Consider the following 18328-nt stretch of genomic DNA (forward strand, 5'->3'; position numbering starts at 1 on the left):
ATTTCATAGTTTAGTTTTAGGTTGATTACACGGTCTTTCCAGAAGTGGAGAGGCCGTTTTTTATTGACTATATTTTAGCAGAGTTTTATACATTAGTAGTGTGGACAAATCTACACTAAGGCAACAATTTTTAGAACTGCGACTTAATATCCCCCGGTCAAGGTATTGGATGCTAACGGATGAAATAATGGAGCAGGTTGCCCTTATCGACTGGGCTAAATCAAAGCTTGTTCACGTTTTTCTGCCAATCAGGAAACACAACGAGATCGACACTTTTTCAATCCTGAATTATTTTAAACTCGAATATCCAAATCTAAAGATCGTTGTTCCGCGGACTGATTTCAAAAGTCTTTCCATTACGAATATTCTATACGATCATGAGTACACCATACTCGGCAGAAATAAATATGATATTCCTGAACCTATTCATGGGAAAGAAATTTCATCGGAGAATATTGATATCGTGTTTGTTCCCCTGCTCGCCTGCGATTTAAAGGGTAATCGTGCAGGATATGGGAAAGGATTTTATGACCGGTTTTTATCTGGTTGCCGATCTGATGTGAAAAAGATAGGCTTATCTTTTTTCGATCCCATAGAAGAGATCAGTGATGTTAATGAATTTGACATACCCCTTGATTTGTGCATTACGCCTGGTAAAACCTGGGTGTTTAATAAATAATTAAGATCGGTTATTTAGAATATCAAAAGGCTAGTTCGAGCAGAACGGGGCAATGATCTGAGTGGCGCGCTTCCGGCAAAATGGCTGAACGTTTGATATTGTCGCGCAGGCCTTCGGCTACCATATTATAATCGATACGCCAGCCGAGATTTTTCATTCGTGCATTTGCCCTATAGCTCCACCAGGTATAATTATGAGGCTCGGAGTTCAGATGGCGAAAACTGTCAACAAATCCGGTATTTATAAAATTCTCCATCCATTCTCTTTCTGCAGGCAAGAATCCGGATGAATTCGCATTGGATTTTGGGTTGTGAATATCGATCGCCCTATGGCAAATGTTATAGTCGCCTGAGATCACCAGCTTTGGATGATCTATCTTGATTTTATCAGCGTAATCCTGGAAGTCCTCTAAAAACCTGTATTTAAATAGCTGACGTTCTTCCCCACTTGAGCCGGAAGGGAAATAGGTGCTCATTACTGAGAAATTGTCGAAGTCAGCACGGATAACCCGGCCTTCCCGGTCGTACTCTTCGATCCCGCATCCGTACTCAACGTGCCTCGGTGAATGCTTAGTGAATATTGAAGTTCCGCTATATCCTTTTTTCTCTGCGGGATTCCAGTAATGCTCATATCCCAATTGTTCGAGCAATAGCAAATCCACTAGTTGATCAGGTGTTGCTTTAATTTCCTGTAGGCAAATTATATCGGGATTTGCGGCCTGAAGCCAGGCAAGCCAGTTCTTACTTAATGCCGAGCGGATACCGTTAACATTGTATGAAATTATCTTCATGAAACTTAAAGAGGACTATTTTTTATTCCAAGCCTTCTTTTCTCGATCCTTCTGGCTTCACTTTTTTTGAGGACACTAACTTCCATACGAATATCCTCAACAGGCCTGTTATCAGGAGATGTAGCAACTGATGCGATTGTATCAACCATCGTAATCCCCTGGACTATCTCGCCATAAACGGTGTAGTTTCCGTCGAGATGCGGTGTACCGCCCAGGGTTTTGTAAACAGCACGCTGCGACTCAGGAATTACACGACCATTCATTCGGCTCATCCTGGTTTTGTCAAGCTCTTCGTCAGTAAACTTTTTACCCTGGACCAGATAGAACTGGCTGGCACTTGAAGCTTTTTCCGGATTGTTATCGCGGGCCGCAGCTAAAACTCCTTTTTTATGGAACAGGCTATCACGAAATTCTGCGTCAACCTTATACCCAAGATCTCCGGATCCTAATTGCTGCCCGGCGGCAGCGGTTTTTGAATCGGGGTCACCACCCTGGATCATAAATTCGTTGATCACCCGGTGAAACAGGGTGCCGTTATAAAAGCCTTCCTTTGCTAATTTCAAAAAATTGTCGCGGTGCTTTGGTGTTTGATTATACAGCATCACCACACATTCACCTTTATTGGTTTTTATCCTAACATAACTATGCTTCGGTTTAGCAGCAACTCCCAGGGTAAAAAACACAAGAACTAGTAAAAGGGAATTCTTCATAGCATTAATCTAATAAAGTTTCAAAATATGTAATAATTAGCGATCTCATTATCATTTCCTGCTCAAGTAAAGTGTATGCCGGTATAGGTTTTATCAAAGTCCAGTGCGGCCAGCCATCCTGATCGATACCCTCGAGTTCATAAAATCCCAGCTCACTGAACAGCCTGCAATTTGCTATATGCATTAACTCTTCTTTCTGTCTTTTGCTAAATTTTTGTGGGCCTTTACCTAATTCCTGAACGCCAATGAGGAAAAGCATCACTTTCATATCAGGAATATCGGTATCAAAATCTTTGGCTATCCTTTCCTGTAATACAGCCCATTTTTCGTTTATCTCCGATGGTTTCATCTGTTTATTTTTATTGTTTTTTAAAGGTCAGATGGAGCTTACCATGATTAAAATAATCATACCCCTGTGTGTTTATAATTATTTTAATCATGAACGGTTCATACCTGCAAAAGTCTGTAAAAATTAGATATATGCCGCTATGCCTGAACAGAAATCTACAGCCATTTAGTATATTTGTTTATGCAAAAACCAATTGTCACAGCCTTACTTGCCTATGGAATGTCAGGTAAGTTATTCCATGCTCCGTTTGTAAATTTTCACCAGGGTTTCAATTTTAAAGGGGTCTTTGAACATAATAATAAACGTGTTAAGGCTGATTATCCGGATGTAAAAAGTTACGATTCCTTACAGGAAGTACTGGACGATCAGGAGGTTGAATTGGTTATTGTAAATACCCCGAGCAATTTGCATGTTGAGCATACAAAACAAGCCTTGCTTGCAGGTAAACATGTTCTTGTAGAAAAACCTTTTGCTCCAACAGTAAAGGAAGCAAAGGAATTATTTGAACTGGGCCGAAAGGTAAACCGTAAGATAATGATCTATCAGAACAGGAGGTTTTCCAGCGATTTTGCTGTTACGAGAGATACAATTACCAGCGGTCGACTAGGAGATATTATCGAGATGCATCTTCGGTATGATCGATACCGTGCAGAAATCGGCCCTAAAGCTTTCAAAGAAAACCCCTTCCCCGCAAGCGGAATTGTTTATGACCTGGCTGCTCACCTTCTCGATCAGGTAATATGCATCATGGGCCAACCGGAAAGCTATCGCAAGATCACCGGAGTATACAGGGAGAATTCTAAAGTTGATGATTATGGCCACATCCATTTAGTATATCCTGGCAAGAAGAACGTATTCATTACGACAAGCCTGCTTGTTGCTGATCCATTGCCCGGAATTGTTATTCACGGCACAAAAGGTTCATTTATAAAATCGTTCTGTGACTCTCAGGAAGATCAATTAATAGCTGGTATGAAACCGGGCGATGCGGATTTCGGAAAAGAGGCGGATGGGAAAGACGGTGTCTTAACAACCGTTAGTTCATCGGGAGAAAAAACCACTGAAACGATTCCGTCCGTACGGGGTAGATACATTGACCTGTTTGAATCGGTATACCAGAATGTTCGCAATGATGTGGCTTTCCCGGTTAAGGAGGAAGAAGTTCTTATTCAGCTTGAAATACTGGAAAGGAAGGCAGACTAAGCTTTGACTTTTCCAATCCGTGTATAAATCGGAAAAGTAACATTACGCGTTTCTTCAGATCCCCATGCCGTTTTGAACTGTTCATTTAACTCTGCAATCGGATTAATGTTGTTTTTACGGATGTAGTGTTGCACCGCTGACCAGCTATTTAAGTATCCGATCAATTGGTCCAGACTCGAGACTGTTTCGATCCGAAACTTAGGTAACGGGATTTCTTCAAATGGAAAATGGATAGTGCTATAACGTTCTTCTATTAATTTTCGTTCGGGATCCCAATATCGATCGCCAAGAACATTATCCACAACCGCAGTCCCATGCAACGTTTTTCGGACCAACCAACTTTAGAAGATGTTCATACAAATCAGGGGGATAAACCGGCCTGAATTGAGCATATGAAAATGCCTGGGCGGATAAGTTATCTTTCAAGGAGTTATTAAATTGTTACAGCCTTAAAAATAATGAATTAGGTTATCACTAGTCTTTTATATAATTTTGAGCTTGATATGAAAAGGATCAAGAAATCATTAGGTGTTGCATTGTCAGCAGTTTTGCTGTTGAGCTTCTCTGTGACGCTTATTCCCTTAGATTTTCTTCATAACCATCAGACTTCAAAAACGCAGGTTTCCTGTATAAAGGACAAGACCCACGCTAGCTGTACTCACAAACTTCACATTACAAAGAAGGCTGATTTTTGCTGGGCTTGCGCAGTTCATTTTGATAAGACCTTTACAAAAGTAAGCTTCATTGAGAAGCTCAAATTATCTCCGGTAATATCCCTGTTCATTAATAATGATACTGCGGGATATTTTATTGAACGTCTGTTCACCGGCTTAAGGGGTCCCCCAACGGAATAATTTTTCATTTCTTTTTTTTGCTGTTCCACCGGGACAGCATTTCCGTTTCTCCTATTATCTCATAAAAATGAAATCTATATTTCTATTTATTATATTATTACTGGCGTCGTTTCATGTTTACGCGGAAGCTACTTCCCTTGACGGAATAGTTATCGATGCTCACAGCAAAGAAACTCTGCCAGGCGCACTAATAACCATACCAGATCTTAAAATATCAGTGATATCAGACGGCTCAGGGCAATTTACATTTAGAAATATTCCGCAAAAAGGTCGGTTCCTGGTCGAGGTAAGATACATTGGTTATAAGACTCTCATTCAGACGGTGGATCTATCTGCTGCATCGGGGCTTGAGTTTGCACTGTTACCCAGTATGATCGAAGCCAAGGAAGTGGTTATCACTGGAACGGCTTTCAGCACGGATAACCGAAAAAACAGTACAGCAGTTTCTTCGGTTACAAAGGACCAGCTTGTAAATCGCCCTTCGGGAAATTTGGTTGATGCGATTGCAAAGGTACCTGGTGTATCGCAGGTTACTACCGGCGGAGGAATTTCTAAGCCCGTGATACGCGGGCTTAGTTACAACCGGGTAGTTACGCTGGTAGACGGAGCGAAACAGGAAGGACAGCAATGGGGCGATGAGCACGGCATTGAAGTTGATCAGTACAGCGCTGAACGCGTAGAGGTTTTACGCGGTGCGGCAAGCTTATTATATGGTTCTGATGCACTTGGCGGTGTAATAAATATCCTGGAGCCGCTGCCATCGCCTGAAGGCAAAGTGCAGGGCGAATTGCTCACTAGTTATCAGTCGAATAACGGCCTTACCGGAAGTTCTGCAATGATAAAAGGCAACTATAATGGTTTAGTGTGGCGTGCAAGAGGGTCTTACAAAAATGCCTTCAGTTATAATGCTCCGGGCGGACGTATTGCTAATACCGGTTATAACGAAAGCAGCCTCAGCGGTCAGGTTGGATTAAATAAGAAATGGGGTTATGCCCACCTGAACCTGTCCAGCTTTAGAAATAACATTGGTCTGCCTGATTTTAGCAGAAATGCCAGCGGACAGTTTGAAGATGAAAATGGAATTATTCTTAGCAAAGATGACCTGAAGAGCCGAGACCTTTTTCTTCCTTTCCAGGATATTCGCCATTACAAGCTGGCAATAAATAGCCACATTTTATTTAGCACCGGAAGGCTGCGTACCACCCTCGCGTTCCAGGATAACCAAAGACGCGAGCTGGAAGACAACCCAACAAAGCCGGTACTGTTCTTTGACCTAAAAACTTATAGTTCCGATTTTAAATATTTTTTCAACGAGAATAATGGCTGGGAGCCAGTCATTGGACTCTCCGGATCTCTGCAGAAGAATAAAAATAAAGCTGCCGAGCTGCTTATTCCGGATTATGATGCCGGCGAAATAGGATTGTTCGCTTACGCGAAGAAATCCTGGGAAAGCACCACATTTAATTTGGGAGCACGGTTTGACTACCGGAATATCAACGGGATCCAGATGCGGGAAGATGGATCGCCCAAATTCAATAACTTCAGCAATGGTTTTTCTAACTTCAGTGGCGCCCTGGGGTTTACAAAAGAATTCAATGAGTACTTCAATTTCAAAGCAAATCTTGGCTCGGCATTCCGCTCGCCGAATATTGCTGAATTGAGTTCTGATGGCGTACATGAAGGAACGTTCAGGTATGAGATTGGGAATAACAACCTGAATCCTGAAAACAGCTATTACGGGGACCTGGCGTTTGAGTTCAACAATAATAAGGTTAGCGCGAGTATTGGAGCTTTTAATAACTATATAGATAATTTTATTTTCGGCAGTCAGCTTAATAATGAAACGATTCTGGTAAATACCGAGACGCTTCCGGTTTATCGCTTTATTCAGGCCAATGCAAACTTATCCGGACTGGAGGCAAGTTTTACATTCCATCCGGCAGAGCTTTTGCACTTCGAAAACAGCTTTTCTTATACACGTGGAATTAATCGCGCAACCGATAGCCCCCTACCGTTTATCCCCGCAGCTATGCTTCGAAACGAGCTGAGGCTTGAGCCGGATTTTAAAGGTTTGAAATCTACTTACTTTTCGATAGCGCTCGATAATGCCTTCAGACAGAAGAGGGTAGATAGCTTTGAGACAACCACAGCCGGATACAGTCTGGTAAATTTGGGCCTGGGTACAACGTTCGCGCTGGGTAATCAGCCTTTGAGGGTGAATATATCAGCCAATAATTTGTTTGATAAGGCTTACTATGATCATTTAAGCAGATTCAAACCGGGAAGGCTTGATGAGTCACAGCCAACCGTTGGATATTATAATCAGGGTAGAAATATTTCTGTCGGGCTTTACTTTCCATTTAAATAAATTCTCTAATTCCAGCTCCGAAAGAACTTGGCCTGCTGTTTACAAAATAACACTGAGGACACAGAGAATACGGCGATTATTTCGGGGTTTCTGCCTGGCTGGTAGTTTTTCTTCGTGTTCAACTTGCATACGAAGTATGTGTTTAGATTCAATTCGATTAACGCACGGTATTAGGTTGAAGAAGCTCTATAGGAGCGTCGCAATGATCTGTTCAATGGAGAGTTTTTGCTGATCCCCGTTTTTCATATTTCTCAAGCTTAACATACCGTCTTCCATTTCTTCACTACCGATAAGGATCACGTACGGGATTTTCTTATCATCAGCATAGTTAAGCTGTTTTTTGAGCTTGGCTGAAGATGGGTAGATCTCCGAGTTAATTCCCGCTCCCCTTAATTTTCGAAGTAAAGGCAATGCGTATCTTTCGGCGCCCTGATCAAAATTACTGATCATTACACGGGTACTTTCGGCAGAAGCTTCAGGGAATAAGCCCAGTTCCTCCAGAACATCATAAATGCGGTCTGCACCAAATGAAATACCCACACCCGTAAGATCCTTTAAGCCGAACATACCTGTGAGGTCGTCGTAGCGCCCACCCCCCCCGATACTACCCATGGAAACCTCATTTGTCTTGACTTCAAAGATAGCTCCTGTATAGTAGTTTAAACCGCGCGCTAGAGTTATGTCGAGTTCTAGGTTAAGAGATTTTTGATCTGAAGTCTGAGATTTGAGCGCTAAAACATAATCAAGGATAGTTTCGATCTCTGCGATTCCTTTTAGTCCTACTTCAGAATCTTTTAGAACTGATTTAAGGTTTTGAATTTTTGATTCGTTTGAACCTTGCAGCAAAATGACCGGTTTAAGCTTATCAATGTCAGCTTTTGTGAATCCCCGTTCAATTAATTCTTTTGTTACGCCATCGAAACCAATCTTATCAAGTTTATCAATTGCGACAGTCATATCAATGATCAGCTGAGGTTTGCCAATGATCTCTGCTATTCCCCATAAAATCTTTCGGTTATTAAGTTTGATCGTGAAATCTCTCAATCCCAGTTTACTGAGAGCTTCATGATATATCAGAACAAATTCGGCCTCATTTAATAAACTGTCTGAACCAACTACGTCGGCGTCACACTGGTAAAACTCGCGATATCTTCCCTTTTGTGGACGATCTGCGCGCCATACGGGCTGGATCTGAAATCGCTTAAAGGGAAAGGAAATGTCGTTCTGATGCATTACCACATAGCGCGCAAAAGGAACGGTCAGGTCATAACGAAGGGCTTTTTCACTGATCGCGGATGTGATAAGCTGCGAACTATGAGAAGTCAGTTTTTCGGTAGGTACCTTTGAAAGAAAATCGCCTGAATTCAACACTTTGAATATCAGCTTGTCTCCTTCATCCCCATATTTACCAGTAAGGGTATCCAGGTTTTCCATTGTAGGAGTTTGGATCTCCTGATAACCGTACTTTTTGAAAACAGAACTAATGGTCTCGAAAATATAGTTCCTGCGCACCATTTCTTCAGGCGAAAAATCACGGGTTCCTTTTGGGATGGATGGTTTAATTGTGGCCATGTGTTAAAGGTAGAGGTTTTATGATGGAGAGTTAAATTCTTCAATGATCTCCCTGCAGCGCTTTTCAACCATGTTATAGACAGGATCGAACTGATTATCCTCATAATATGGATCGGGCACAATATCGTTTTTTAAGAGAAGGCTTACTTTTTCGTGATCACCATCTGTCCTTGCTAATGCTTTAACATCATTCAGATTACTGTAATCCATCACAAAAATATGATCGTACTTGTCAAAGTCATTAACTTCGAACTGACGGCAGCATTGCCCTGATATATCTACGCCGTAGTTTTTTGCTATCGCTATAGAACGACGGTCGGGCTGTTTCCCTACATGCCAGTTCCCTGTCCCAGCCGAGTCAACTTCCCAGTCAAGCCCCTTTTCTTTGGCAAGATGTTCAAGAATCCCATGAGCAAGTGGAGAACGGCAAATGTTACCCAGACAAACCATTAAGATCTTCATAAAGCTTATTTGAAAATGTCATTAAGAAGAGCAGCCAGGTGAACGCCGCCTTTCAAAAGCTGCTGATCAGCAACAGCGATATAATCATAGATATACCGGTAACCTAACTTATCAGCTGATTTAACGTTTGCATAGATCTTGTCGGCGACCTTATAAGAGTCTTCAACCCATAGGTTTACGTCCTCATTTTGCAATTGAAAGAGCCTTGATTTATCAATAAAATTAATTGATCGTGCATATTCCGTGTAGCTCAATTCTTGTGATTCTATCAGGTCGCTATCCCATACGCGGTGAAGGTTGGATGACTGCCCGAACCAGGTAACTAGAATCTTGTTCCCACCGAGATCCTCGAACCTGCCGGTGTGCATAGGCTGGTGAAGGTCACCAACTATGTGTATCAGCAAACGCAGGTACATAACCTTCTTATTCTGTTCCAAAGATTTATTCTTTAGTTCAGCGCTAAGGAAGCGAATTCTTGTGTATGCGTCAGTTACAGTATCTTTTAACAGGTAGCTTTGCAATTGCTCGGAGCTCAGAGACGTGGGCAGGTTTATATAATGCCAATTGCTTATGAAATTATAAGAAGGTTCAGATTTAATGAAATCAGCCCAATTACTTGCCATTGCAAGTGATTCATGTCCAAGAATAGCCTTTACCTCACGGCTCGTCCGGTTCTTCAGGTAACTTTGGGCTATCTGTCCTACAACTCTATGGCCGAGCAGCCCCCAGGCCATCGTGTTTATTGGAAAATAGGCAAACAGAGCGATCAGAATTATTTTCTTCATGATGTTATTTGTGTAAACGGTTAGTTTAAGGGTTTTTGAATACAAGGAGTTCTTTCTTTTAAAATAAGATAAAAAGGCAAGTGTTCTTGTAAGCCTTCTAAATATAAGGTATCAGTGGTACTTTTTTTGATGACAAACGCCGGCAGATACTGCCCGGTACGGTAGCAACCTGAAATTTTCTGTTTAAAATCTGGTTTCGTGAAGGTGGCAGTAATTAACAAAGTGTCCTTTTTAGTTTCGTACACGCCTTTTGCGTACTCAGTCCATCTCCCATTGTTGAAACAGCTGTCAGGGTAAGTGTTCACATTTGCAAAGGTTTTTATGGTAACATAAACAGAGTCGCAACTAAACCGGAACTGATGTTTTGAGTATTGGAGCCGTTCATTTTGATATGCGACCGTTCCTTCTTCCCAAACTCCCTGAACATCGTCTCTCCCTTTTCCCTGCATGTTTTCGTTGAATTTGCAGGAACCTAACGCAACCGTGCATGACGCTATATAGTAAATAGCAAAAAGCCTCGTAGGGATAAAACTCAACATGTAGGTCTAATTTCCACCAAATCCGATTTTATAATAAAGCGATCATTTTAGTCCACCGATCATATCTTCCGGACGGACCCACCGATCGAACTGTTCGTTAGTAAGCAGTCCAAGTCCGAGAGCAGCCTCACGCAGAGATTTATTTTCTTTAAGTGCTGTTTTGGCGATTTTCGCTGCATTCTCATAGCCAATATGCGGATTTAGAGCTGTAACGAGCATTAACGAATTTTCAAGGTGTTTTTTAATTCCTTCGTAATTTGGTTCAATTCCTGAAACACAATTATCAGTAAAGGATACACAAGCATCACCAATTAATCTCGCAGACTGAAGGAAATTAGCAGCCATAACGGGCTTGAAAACATTTAGCTCATAGTGTCCATTAGAACCTCCTATGGTGATAGCCACATCATTTCCCATTACCTGGGCGGCTACCATCGTAAGAGCCTCATTTTGTGTTGGGTTGACTTTACCAGGCATAATTGAAGAACCTGGTTCGTTATCTGGGATGTGAATTTCCCCAATACCTGAACGCGGGCCAGACGCAAGCATACGAATGTCGTTGCCGATCTTCATTAAAGACACAGCAATCTGCTTTAACGCGCCATGCGTTTCAACTATCGCGTCATGTGCAGCCAGGGCTTCAAACTTATTTTCTGCAGTACGGAATGGCAGGCCAGTGAATTTTGCAATGTAATTTGCAACAGTAACATCATAGCCTTTAGGCGTATTGATCCCGGTACCAACTGCAGTACCGCCAAGAGCAAGCTCTGATAGATGATCGAGTGTGTTTTTTAATGCCTTCAAGCCATGATTCAACTGGGAAACATAACCAGAGAATTCCTGACCCAGAGTTAAAGGCGTTGCATCCATTAAGTGCGTGCGGCCTATCTTGACGACATCTTTAAAATCGTCAACCTTTTTTTGAAGGGCATCCCTAAGCTTTTCGACTCCCGGAATCGTTACTTCCGACACAAGTTTGTAAGCTGCAATATGCATTGCAGTTGGAAAGGTATCATTCGATGACTGTGATTTGTTTACATCATCATTAGGGTGAACAAAGGTTTTGCCTTCGCCGAGTTTATTGCCTTGTAAAACGTGCGCACGATTAGCAATCACCTCATTCACATTCATGTTTGACTGAGTGCCTGAACCAGTCTGCCAGATCACCAACGGAAATTCAGAAGCGAGCTTGCCTTCAAGGATTTCTTCACAAACGCTGGCGATCAGGTCACGCTTCTCTGCAGTGAGAATATTACTATCTGTGTTTGTATAAGCAGCAGCTTTTTTCAGATAAGCGAAAGCCTGAATTATCTCTTTCGGCATTGATGCTTCGGGACCAATTTTGAAGTTATTTCTTGAACGCTGGGTTTGGGCGCCCCAATATTTATCAGCAGGCACTTGCACCTCACCCATTGTATCGTGTTCTACTCTGTAAGTCATTGAAATAGGGATTTTGTTTCTCTGCAAATTTAGATTTTTTTAGGCAGTGTTGAGGGGCAATATTCAGATTTTACCGGCTGAACTTTGAATCGCAATTATCGAAATGCAGTGTTGTTTAAAACTCTTTACCGTTCCTGATTGTAATAATTTATAATTTTCACGATTAATACTTACCGATAACTTTCTTCGATGATCCTTTATTTGCGTCAATCCCTAGGCTTCCTTATTATCACGATTTTCTTTTGCTCCTGTTCATCGGGGCCTCCTGAAACGAAAAAGCAGCAAAGGACAGCTTCAGATGACAAAACAGATAGTGTATCGTTGATCTATGATCCAAAAAAAGCTGATCCGCGGTACGAAGATTTTGTAATTAGGCTCCATAAGCGGTCCAGTTTTAATGGGAACGTGCTGGTTGCTAAGAAGGGAAAGATCATTTATGAAAAGGCGATAGGCTGGGCTGATCACCTCCACCGCGATAGTTTGAAGATAAATTCTGTATTTGAGCTGGCTTCTGTCTCCAAACCATTCACATCGGTTGGTATAATGATGCTTGTCGAAGACGGGAAACTTAGGCTGGATCAGAATGTGAAGGAATTTTATCCTGACTTCCCATATGATGGTATTACTATCAGAATGCTTCTGAGTCATCGCTCAGGTATGATGAACTATGTATATTTTATCGATGGGATTTGGAAAAAAGCTAAACGGGACGAGCGCCCCGGGATCACGAATCAGGATGTTATGAAACTGATTGCCGAACATCGGCCAAACCCTTATACTCAGCCTAACAAGAAGTTTCACTATAATAATTCCAATTTCATGGTGCTGGCTGCAATTATCGAGAAAGTAACCGGCCAAAAGTATTCCCAATATATGGCAGAAAATGTATTCAAGCCTGCCGGTTTGAAGCATACGGCCGTTTATTCAAGGGCGGAATATGACAAAATACCGGTAGATGTTATTGGACATGACAGGACATGGCGGCGTTCCGTGGTTCAGAATTTTCTCGATGGCCCCGTTGGAGATAAAGGAGTTTATAGCACTATTCATGATCTCTTCTTATTCGATCGTGCCCTAAGGGATGGGAAATTATTAAAGCAGGCCTCGCTCGATTCCATGTACGCACCGCGGAATGATATGCAGAAGGGCCACTTTAACTATGGTTACGGATGGCGTACCTTTGAAGATCAAAGCAAGAAAGTGGTTTATCATACAGGCTGGTGGCATGGATTCAGACATATTTACCTTCGCCAGATGGATGAGGATATTACAGTAATCTTATTAAGTAATCTTACAAACGGTAGCTTGTTACATCTGGATGAACTATATAACTTAGCCGGTATGCCCGTCGTAAGAAGGAGCGCCTATTCAGGAAACGGGCAAAACACGTCCGATGACGAAGATTAGTATAGTTATCGATAATTTTTGGTCGTTTAAAGAAATTTTTAAAACTTTCTCAATAAAATTCTATTTGTATTTATAAACACTTAAATTGCTAAAGTAAACCAAGTGCCAAATTGGACAAAATGAGCAAAGTATTTATAATTGATGACGACCCGATACATCAGCGAATAGCGCAAATCATGATTGCTAAGCATGAGTTATTTGACGGGTACAGCAGTTATACTGAAGCTGAACTTGCTCTCGAGTGTCTAAGGAATAATGTAAAAAATACCGACGAGTTACCTGACGTGATACTTCTGGATCTGAACATGCCCGTAATGGATGGCTGGGATTTTTTGGAGGCTTTCGAAAGATTTCAGGCCGAACTCAGTAAAAGCATCAGGATATTTATTGTTACTTCTTCTGTGGATGAAAAGGATAAGCTCCGCTCCCAAACTTTTTCATTCGTAAAGGGGTTTATATCAAAACCATTATCACCGGATATTATAAGAGGTACTCTGGCTTAAGCTTCCATTATTTTTAACACCATGTTTGATAAATTATTTGAGGCTCAGCAGAAAGCTGAAGAAATTAAGAAACGCCTGGACACTATTTCGGTCTCGTCTGAAGTAGAGGGTGGTAAGATAAAAGTGATCTCCACCGCAAACAAACGTATAACAAATATTTCCATCGATCCAGACTTCCTTTCCAGTGCTGATGCGGAGGAGGTGGAAGAATTGCTTGTTACCGCAATTAATAAAACACTCGAGCAGGCTGAAAGTGTCAGTCAGACTGAAATGCAGGCGGCTACCCGTGATATGATGGGCGGTTTAGGTAATATGTTCGGGAATAAATAAATATCAGATAACGGTCCCGTTAGGAATAACCGCAAGCTTTTTAACTACAACAATACCGTCTTTGATAGTGTGAGTTTTAAAATCCCCGTCTTTTAGTTGAGGGCCGCCGTTTATCCGCACATCATTCCCTATAAAACAATTCTTATCGATGATAGCGTTTTTGATATAACATCTATCTCCAATACCCATTATCGGCTGACTGTTTTCGGCAGATTCTGTCAATTCATGGAGAGTCTGATAGCGGTCGCCACCCATAACATAAGTATTTACAATTGTTGTACCCGTACCAATGCGTGTTCTAATCCCTATTACAGAACGCTCTATTCTGCTTGCGTTGATAATACAACCATCTGCTATAACCGTTTTTTCTAGAGTTGTGCCGGATATTTTAGATGGGGGAAGCATGCGTGCCCGCGAATAAATTGGCCTTTTGTCGAATAGATTGAATTCCGGTATATTATCTGTCAGGCCAAGATTGGCATCAAAAAAGGAGCGAATATGACCGATATCAGTCCAGTAGCCACTGTACTGATAACTCACTACCTTGTGATCTATAAGCGATTGCGGTATGATCTCTTTGCCAAAGTCTGTCCGCGTGTTATTCTCCAAAAGATCAAAAAGCAATTTTTTATTAAATAGATAAATACCCATAGAGGCTAAATACTGCTTTCCTTTCGCGTTCATGTCTCCGTCAACCTCGGATTTCCACTCAGGAAGTACGTCTTTTTTGGGCTTTTCGACGAAGGAGGTTATGAAGTTATTCTCATCAGCCTTAAGTATGCCGAATTCGGTCGCGTCTTTGGCCGTAACAGGAATTGTAGCTATAGAGATATCCGCACCGCTTTGCTCATGATTTTTTACCATAAGTTCAAAATCCATCTGATATAGCTGGTCACCTGATAGTATCAAAACGTATTCGCAATCGTGTTGAACAAGATGATATAAACACTGTCTTACCGCATCAGCTGTGCCCTGATACCAGGTTGCATTATTTGGTGTTTGTTCTGCAGCCAGGATGTCGACAAAGGCTTCACTAAAGAAGCTGAAATGGTATGTATTCTTAATATGCTTATTTAAAGAAGCAGAGTTGAATTGGGTCAAAACAAATATTCGCTCTATTCCGGAATTGAGACAATTCGAAATAGGTATGTCCACAAGGCGATATTTTCCTGCGATTGGTACGGCTGGTTTCGAGCGGGTATCAGTTAAAGGATAAAGACGTGAACCTTGTCCACCTCCAAGTACGACAGAGATTACTTTAGACTGCATTTGGTTTAATTAAGCTTTTATATAAGTCAATATATTCTTTTGCCGAGCGGTCCCACGAAAAATCCAATGACATCATTTTCTTTCTTAAGTCCGACATTCTGTTCCCATTTGTGTATATATCCAGGGCGCGGCCCACGGCATTTACTAGTTCCTGCACCTCCAGTTTGTCAAAAGTTATCCCATAACCTTTAGCATCATCCACATCAATCACCGTGTCTTTTAATCCTCCCGTACTGTGTACAATAGGCATGGTTCCATATCGCACAGCATAAAGCTGGTTTAATCCGCATGGTTCCACTCGTGAAGGCATCATCAGGAAGTCAGCACCAGCATAAATGCGATGCGAGAGTTCTTCATCATAACCAATATACACACCGTACTGTTTTTTGTGTTTTTCGGTTAATTTTTCCAGCTCTTTTTCTATCTCCGGTTCTCCTGAACCAAGCACAATAAAATTTACCTTTCCTTTATAATTTTTCAAGCATGATTCAATAGCTGCTGGCAATAGTTCCGCGCCTTTTTCCCCAACGAGTCTGCCGATGAATACGACTAGGGGTTTGGTAGCAGTGAGGTCAAACTGCTTACATAAATTTTTCTTGTTCTCTTTTTTACCTTTATCTGCAGTTTCAGGGGTATAATTCTGAACGATCATTGGGTCGGTTGCAGGATCCCAAACTTCGGTATCAATCCCATTGATTATTCCGATCCCCTTTTTCTTTTCCATCACGAAAAGTTTTTCCAGCCCGTTTGAATTAGTCGACAATTCTTTTAAGTAGTTAGGTGAAACGGTCGTAAACTTCCAGCAGCATTTTACCGACGCAGCAAGTGAATTGATACAACTATTCCAGTCGAGCAGTCCAGCCTTGCTTAGATCTATCGAAGGGAGGTATGATACTTTGTCCCAACCCAGCCATCCCTGATACTGGCCGTTGTGAATGGTGCAGATGGTAGGAATCATCGCAAGATCTTTATAAAGACCTGAATTTGAAATTAGGAAAGGAATAAGGCCAGTGTGGTGGTCATGGCAATGAATGATGTCCGGCCTCTTTTTTTTTGCTTTATTTATCCAGTCGAGGAACGAGATCTGGTAGCTTATAAATTGTTTGATCTCATCAGGATAACAATATATTTCTTTGCGATCCAGTAAGCCATTAATGTAAATAAGGTAGAGGTCAAAGCCAAGCTTCCTTGTTTTTTCCTTGAGTACTTTATATTCAAAAGTTTTGCCTGCTGCTGTTGCGGATGATTTGAACACTTCTTCAAATTCATTTTCTTGTATGAATTTCCTATCGTAATAAGGAAGCACAACTGAAGCGTTTACACCAGCTTGATTAAGATATTTTGGCAAAGCTCCAACAACATCACCCAAACCACCCACTTTGGCAACAGGATAGCATTCTGCACTTAAGTGGATAACATCCATGCGGTAGGGTTAAGATTGATAGAAAAATGAATTTAGTAAATGTTATTTAGAAATAATGGATTAAATCAATTATTGCATAGTCCATCATTACAAGCAAACTTGCAATGAAACTTTAATGTGCTTCAAGCCAGTTTGAGCCTTCACCTACTTCTACAACTATAGGAACCTTCGTCTTAATCGCATTTTTCATTCCCTCCTCAATAATCTTTTTCATAATGGTAGTTTCCGATTTTGGTACATCGAAAACAAGCTCATCATGCACTTGCATTGTCATTTTGGAAGCCAGGTTCTGATCTTTTATATCCTGGTGAATGCGGATCATAGCGATCTTGATCATATCGGCTGCAGATCCCTGGATAGGTGCATTGATAGCATTTCGCTCTGCGAAGCCCCGAACAGTCTGGTTAGCTGAATTTATGTCGCGGAGGTACCGACGGCGACCCATAATGGTTTCAACATAACCGTTTTCCCGGGCGAAATTCATGGTGTCGTTCATGTATTTCTTAATGTTAGGATATGTGTTGAAGTAGTTTTCAATGATCTCGGCTGCTTCTTTTCGCGGTATACCCAGATTCTGCGAAAGCCCGAACGCTGATTGACCATAAATAATTCCAAAGTTTACAGCCTTCGCGTTACGACGTTGTGTGGATGTTACCTCTTCAAGGGGAATACCATATACTTTTGCCGCTGTGGCAGTATGAATATCCAGCCCTTTATCAAAAGCGTCCATCATATTCTCATCCTCGCTGATCTCGGCGATAAGCCTAAGCTCTATCTGAGAATAATCGGCAGATAGTAACACATGATTTTCATCACGCGGGATAAAAGCTTTACGCACTTCCCGGCCTCTTTCCGTTCGGATAGGAATATTTTGAAGATTGGGATTATTGGAGCTTAATCTGCCCGTGGCTGCCACAGCTTGATTATATGACGTATGGATGCGGCTCGTCTTTCGGTTGATCATCTGCGGCAAAGCATCCACGTATGTAGATTTTAATTTTTGCAATTGGCGGAAGTCCAGGATATCAGCGACGATGTCACTTTTATTAGCTAGCCTGGTGAGCACATCCTCTCCGGTTTGATACTGTCCGGTTTTGGTTTTTTTCGCCTGCGGGTCTAATTGTAGTTTGTCAAACAAAACTTCTCCAAGTTGCTTTGGAGATGCAATGTTAAACTTAACGCCCGCCTTTTCATAAATGCTTATTTCAAGTTGTTTCAGATCAATTTTTAGTACTTCTGAAAATTCAGCGAGCGCCTGCTGATCCACTTTAACGCCTTCTCTTTCAATATCAGCCAATACGTAGATCAGGGGATTTTCTATCTCCCGGGCTAGTTTGCCAGCATTAACATCTTCAAGTATCGGTTCAAAAACATCCCGTAATTGAAGAGTAATATCCGCGTCTTCCGCGGCGTATTCCTTGATCTTTTCTATTTCAGCATCACGCATGTTTCCCTGCGCCTTCCCCTTTGGTCCGATCAGTGATGTTATGCTTACAGGGCTATAATTCAAATAGTTTTCGGCCAGCAGATCCATGTTATGTCTTGAATCAGGATCGATAAGGTAGTGGGCCAGCATGGTGTCGAACAACTCCCCCTTCACATTTATTCCGTACCAGTTCAAAACAAGTATATCATATTTTAGATT

General features: G+C 41.6%; 18 protein-coding genes. 7 read left to right on the forward strand and 11 right to left on the reverse strand.

Features of this window, described 5'->3' with window-relative positions; all coding sequences use genetic code 11:
- Positions 1-100 precede the first annotated feature (100 nt).
- Positions 101-679, forward strand: coding sequence for a 5-formyltetrahydrofolate cyclo-ligase (locus WKF69_RS03015; protein WP_340379428.1), 579 nt, complete (start codon positions 101-103; stop codon positions 677-679).
- A gap of 22 nt (positions 680-701) precedes the next feature.
- Here WKF69_RS03015 and WKF69_RS03020 read toward each other — a convergent pair whose 3' ends face one another.
- Genes WKF69_RS03020 through WKF69_RS03030 form a run of 3 tightly spaced genes read right to left on the reverse strand, consistent with a single transcriptional unit; the run spans position 702 to position 2528 of the window.
- Entirely contained in the window at positions 702-1469 is a 768-nt protein-coding gene (locus tag WKF69_RS03020) for an exodeoxyribonuclease III (protein WP_340379429.1), read from the reverse strand.
- A gap of 5 nt (positions 1470-1474) precedes the next feature.
- Entirely contained in the window at positions 1475-2179 is a 705-nt protein-coding gene (locus WKF69_RS03025; protein ID WP_340379430.1) for a peptidylprolyl isomerase, read from the reverse strand.
- Between the two features lie 4 nt (positions 2180-2183).
- Positions 2184-2528 (reverse strand): hypothetical protein, encoded by a 345-nt coding sequence (locus WKF69_RS03030; RefSeq protein WP_340379431.1) that lies wholly within the window; start codon positions 2526-2528, stop codon positions 2184-2186.
- A 180-nt stretch (positions 2529-2708) separates the two neighbouring features.
- On the opposite strand from WKF69_RS03030, the gene WKF69_RS03035 reads away from it, so the two are divergent.
- From WKF69_RS03035 to WKF69_RS03045, 3 genes are all read left to right on the forward strand, one after another.
- Complete coding sequence (locus tag WKF69_RS03035; RefSeq protein ID WP_340379432.1) at positions 2709-3731, forward strand: Gfo/Idh/MocA family oxidoreductase; 1023 nt, start codon at positions 2709-2711, stop codon at positions 3729-3731.
- 503 nt (positions 3732-4234) lie between these two features.
- The gene (locus tag WKF69_RS03040; RefSeq protein ID WP_340379433.1) at positions 4235-4585 is read left to right on the forward strand and encodes a hypothetical protein; all 351 of its coding nucleotides are present in this window, start codon (positions 4235-4237) and stop codon (positions 4583-4585) included.
- A gap of 67 nt (positions 4586-4652) precedes the next feature.
- Entirely contained in the window at positions 4653-6953 is a 2301-nt protein-coding gene (locus WKF69_RS03045) for a TonB-dependent receptor (RefSeq protein ID WP_340379434.1), read from the forward strand.
- Between the two features lie 186 nt (positions 6954-7139).
- Here WKF69_RS03045 and hisS read toward each other — a convergent pair whose 3' ends face one another.
- The 5 genes from hisS to fumC are packed head-to-tail and all read right to left on the reverse strand — an operon-like array spanning position 7140 to position 11751.
- On the reverse strand, positions 7140-8525 hold the full coding sequence (gene hisS, locus WKF69_RS03050; protein ID WP_340379435.1) for a histidine--tRNA ligase: 1386 nt from the start codon (positions 8523-8525) through the stop codon (positions 7140-7142).
- An 18-nt stretch (positions 8526-8543) separates the two neighbouring features.
- A complete protein-coding gene (locus WKF69_RS03055; RefSeq protein WP_340379436.1) occupies positions 8544-8987 on the reverse strand; it encodes a low molecular weight protein-tyrosine-phosphatase in 444 nt (147 codons plus the stop codon).
- 5 nt (positions 8988-8992) lie between these two features.
- Positions 8993-9772, reverse strand: coding sequence for a S1/P1 nuclease (locus tag WKF69_RS03060; protein WP_340379437.1), 780 nt, complete (start codon positions 9770-9772; stop codon positions 8993-8995).
- Between the two features lie 20 nt (positions 9773-9792).
- Positions 9793-10311, reverse strand: coding sequence for a fumarate hydratase (locus tag WKF69_RS03065; RefSeq protein ID WP_340379438.1), 519 nt, complete (start codon positions 10309-10311; stop codon positions 9793-9795).
- 42 nt (positions 10312-10353) lie between these two features.
- Entirely contained in the window at positions 10354-11751 is a 1398-nt protein-coding gene (gene fumC / locus WKF69_RS03070) for a class II fumarate hydratase (protein WP_340379439.1), read from the reverse strand.
- 189 nt (positions 11752-11940) lie between these two features.
- On the opposite strand from fumC, the gene WKF69_RS03075 reads away from it, so the two are divergent.
- The 3 genes from WKF69_RS03075 (at position 11941) to WKF69_RS03085 (ending at position 13991) form a co-directional block, all read left to right on the forward strand.
- Positions 11941-13158: a serine hydrolase domain-containing protein gene (locus WKF69_RS03075; protein WP_340379440.1), complete on the forward strand. Its 1218-nt coding sequence runs from the start codon at positions 11941-11943 to the stop codon at positions 13156-13158.
- Positions 13159-13277: 119 nt separating this feature from the next.
- The gene (locus tag WKF69_RS03080) at positions 13278-13661 is read left to right on the forward strand and encodes a response regulator (protein ID WP_340379441.1); all 384 of its coding nucleotides are present in this window, start codon (positions 13278-13280) and stop codon (positions 13659-13661) included.
- Between the two features lie 21 nt (positions 13662-13682).
- Positions 13683-13991: a YbaB/EbfC family nucleoid-associated protein gene (locus tag WKF69_RS03085; RefSeq protein ID WP_340379442.1), complete on the forward strand. Its 309-nt coding sequence runs from the start codon at positions 13683-13685 to the stop codon at positions 13989-13991.
- A gap of 3 nt (positions 13992-13994) precedes the next feature.
- On the opposite strand, the gene WKF69_RS03090 is transcribed toward WKF69_RS03085, so the two are convergent.
- The 3 genes from WKF69_RS03090 to polA all read right to left on the reverse strand — a co-directional run.
- Positions 13995-15260, reverse strand: a complete 1266-nt coding sequence (locus tag WKF69_RS03090) for a glucose-1-phosphate adenylyltransferase (RefSeq protein WP_340379443.1) — start codon at positions 15258-15260, stop codon at positions 13995-13997.
- Positions 15250-16683: a glycogen/starch synthase gene (locus WKF69_RS03095; RefSeq protein WP_340379444.1), complete on the reverse strand. Its 1434-nt coding sequence runs from the start codon at positions 16681-16683 to the stop codon at positions 15250-15252. The genes WKF69_RS03090 and WKF69_RS03095 overlap by 11 nt, the downstream gene beginning before the upstream one ends.
- Before the next feature lie 112 nt (positions 16684-16795).
- The coding region (gene polA / locus WKF69_RS03100) for a DNA polymerase I (RefSeq protein ID WP_340379445.1) at positions 16796-18328 on the reverse strand (1533 nt) is incomplete at its 5' end.

Source organism: Daejeonella sp. (assembly GCF_037719425.1).
Classification (GTDB): domain Bacteria; phylum Bacteroidota; class Bacteroidia; order Sphingobacteriales; family Sphingobacteriaceae; genus Daejeonella.

Bases quoted from the DNA above. Each gene is read 5' to 3' on its own strand.
- WKF69_RS03025 (WP_340379430.1), bottom strand. From the start codon at position 2,179: ATGAAGAATTCCCTTTTACTAGTTCTTGTGTTTTTTACCCTGGGAGTT.
- WKF69_RS03035 (WP_340379432.1), top strand. From the start codon at position 2,709: ATGCAAAAACCAATTGTCACAGCCTTACTTGCCTATGGAATGTCAGGT.
- WKF69_RS03030 (WP_340379431.1), bottom strand. From the start codon at position 2,528: ATGAAACCATCGGAGATAAACGAAAAATGGGCTGTATTACAGGAAAGG.
- WKF69_RS03060 (WP_340379437.1), bottom strand. From the start codon at position 9,772: ATGAAGAAAATAATTCTGATCGCTCTGTTTGCCTATTTTCCAATAAAC.
- WKF69_RS03090 (WP_340379443.1), bottom strand. From the start codon at position 15,260: ATGCAGTCTAAAGTAATCTCTGTCGTACTTGGAGGTGGACAAGGTTCA.
- WKF69_RS03055 (WP_340379436.1), bottom strand. From the start codon at position 8,987: ATGAAGATCTTAATGGTTTGTCTGGGTAACATTTGCCGTTCTCCACTT.
- hisS (WP_340379435.1), bottom strand. From the start codon at position 8,525: ATGGCCACAATTAAACCATCCATCCCAAAAGGAACCCGTGATTTTTCG.
- WKF69_RS03045 (WP_340379434.1), top strand. From the start codon at position 4,653: ATGAAATCTATATTTCTATTTATTATATTATTACTGGCGTCGTTTCAT.
- WKF69_RS03095 (WP_340379444.1), bottom strand. From the start codon at position 16,683: ATGGATGTTATCCACTTAAGTGCAGAATGCTATCCTGTTGCCAAAGTG.
- WKF69_RS03065 (WP_340379438.1), bottom strand. From the start codon at position 10,311: ATGTTGAGTTTTATCCCTACGAGGCTTTTTGCTATTTACTATATAGCG.
- WKF69_RS03020 (WP_340379429.1), bottom strand. From the start codon at position 1,469: ATGAAGATAATTTCATACAATGTTAACGGTATCCGCTCGGCATTAAGT.
- WKF69_RS03040 (WP_340379433.1), top strand. From the start codon at position 4,235: ATGAAAAGGATCAAGAAATCATTAGGTGTTGCATTGTCAGCAGTTTTG.
- WKF69_RS03075 (WP_340379440.1), top strand. From the start codon at position 11,941: ATGATCCTTTATTTGCGTCAATCCCTAGGCTTCCTTATTATCACGATT.
- WKF69_RS03085 (WP_340379442.1), top strand. From the start codon at position 13,683: ATGTTTGATAAATTATTTGAGGCTCAGCAGAAAGCTGAAGAAATTAAG.
- WKF69_RS03080 (WP_340379441.1), top strand. From the start codon at position 13,278: ATGAGCAAAGTATTTATAATTGATGACGACCCGATACATCAGCGAATA.
- fumC (WP_340379439.1), bottom strand. From the start codon at position 11,751: ATGACTTACAGAGTAGAACACGATACAATGGGTGAGGTGCAAGTGCCT.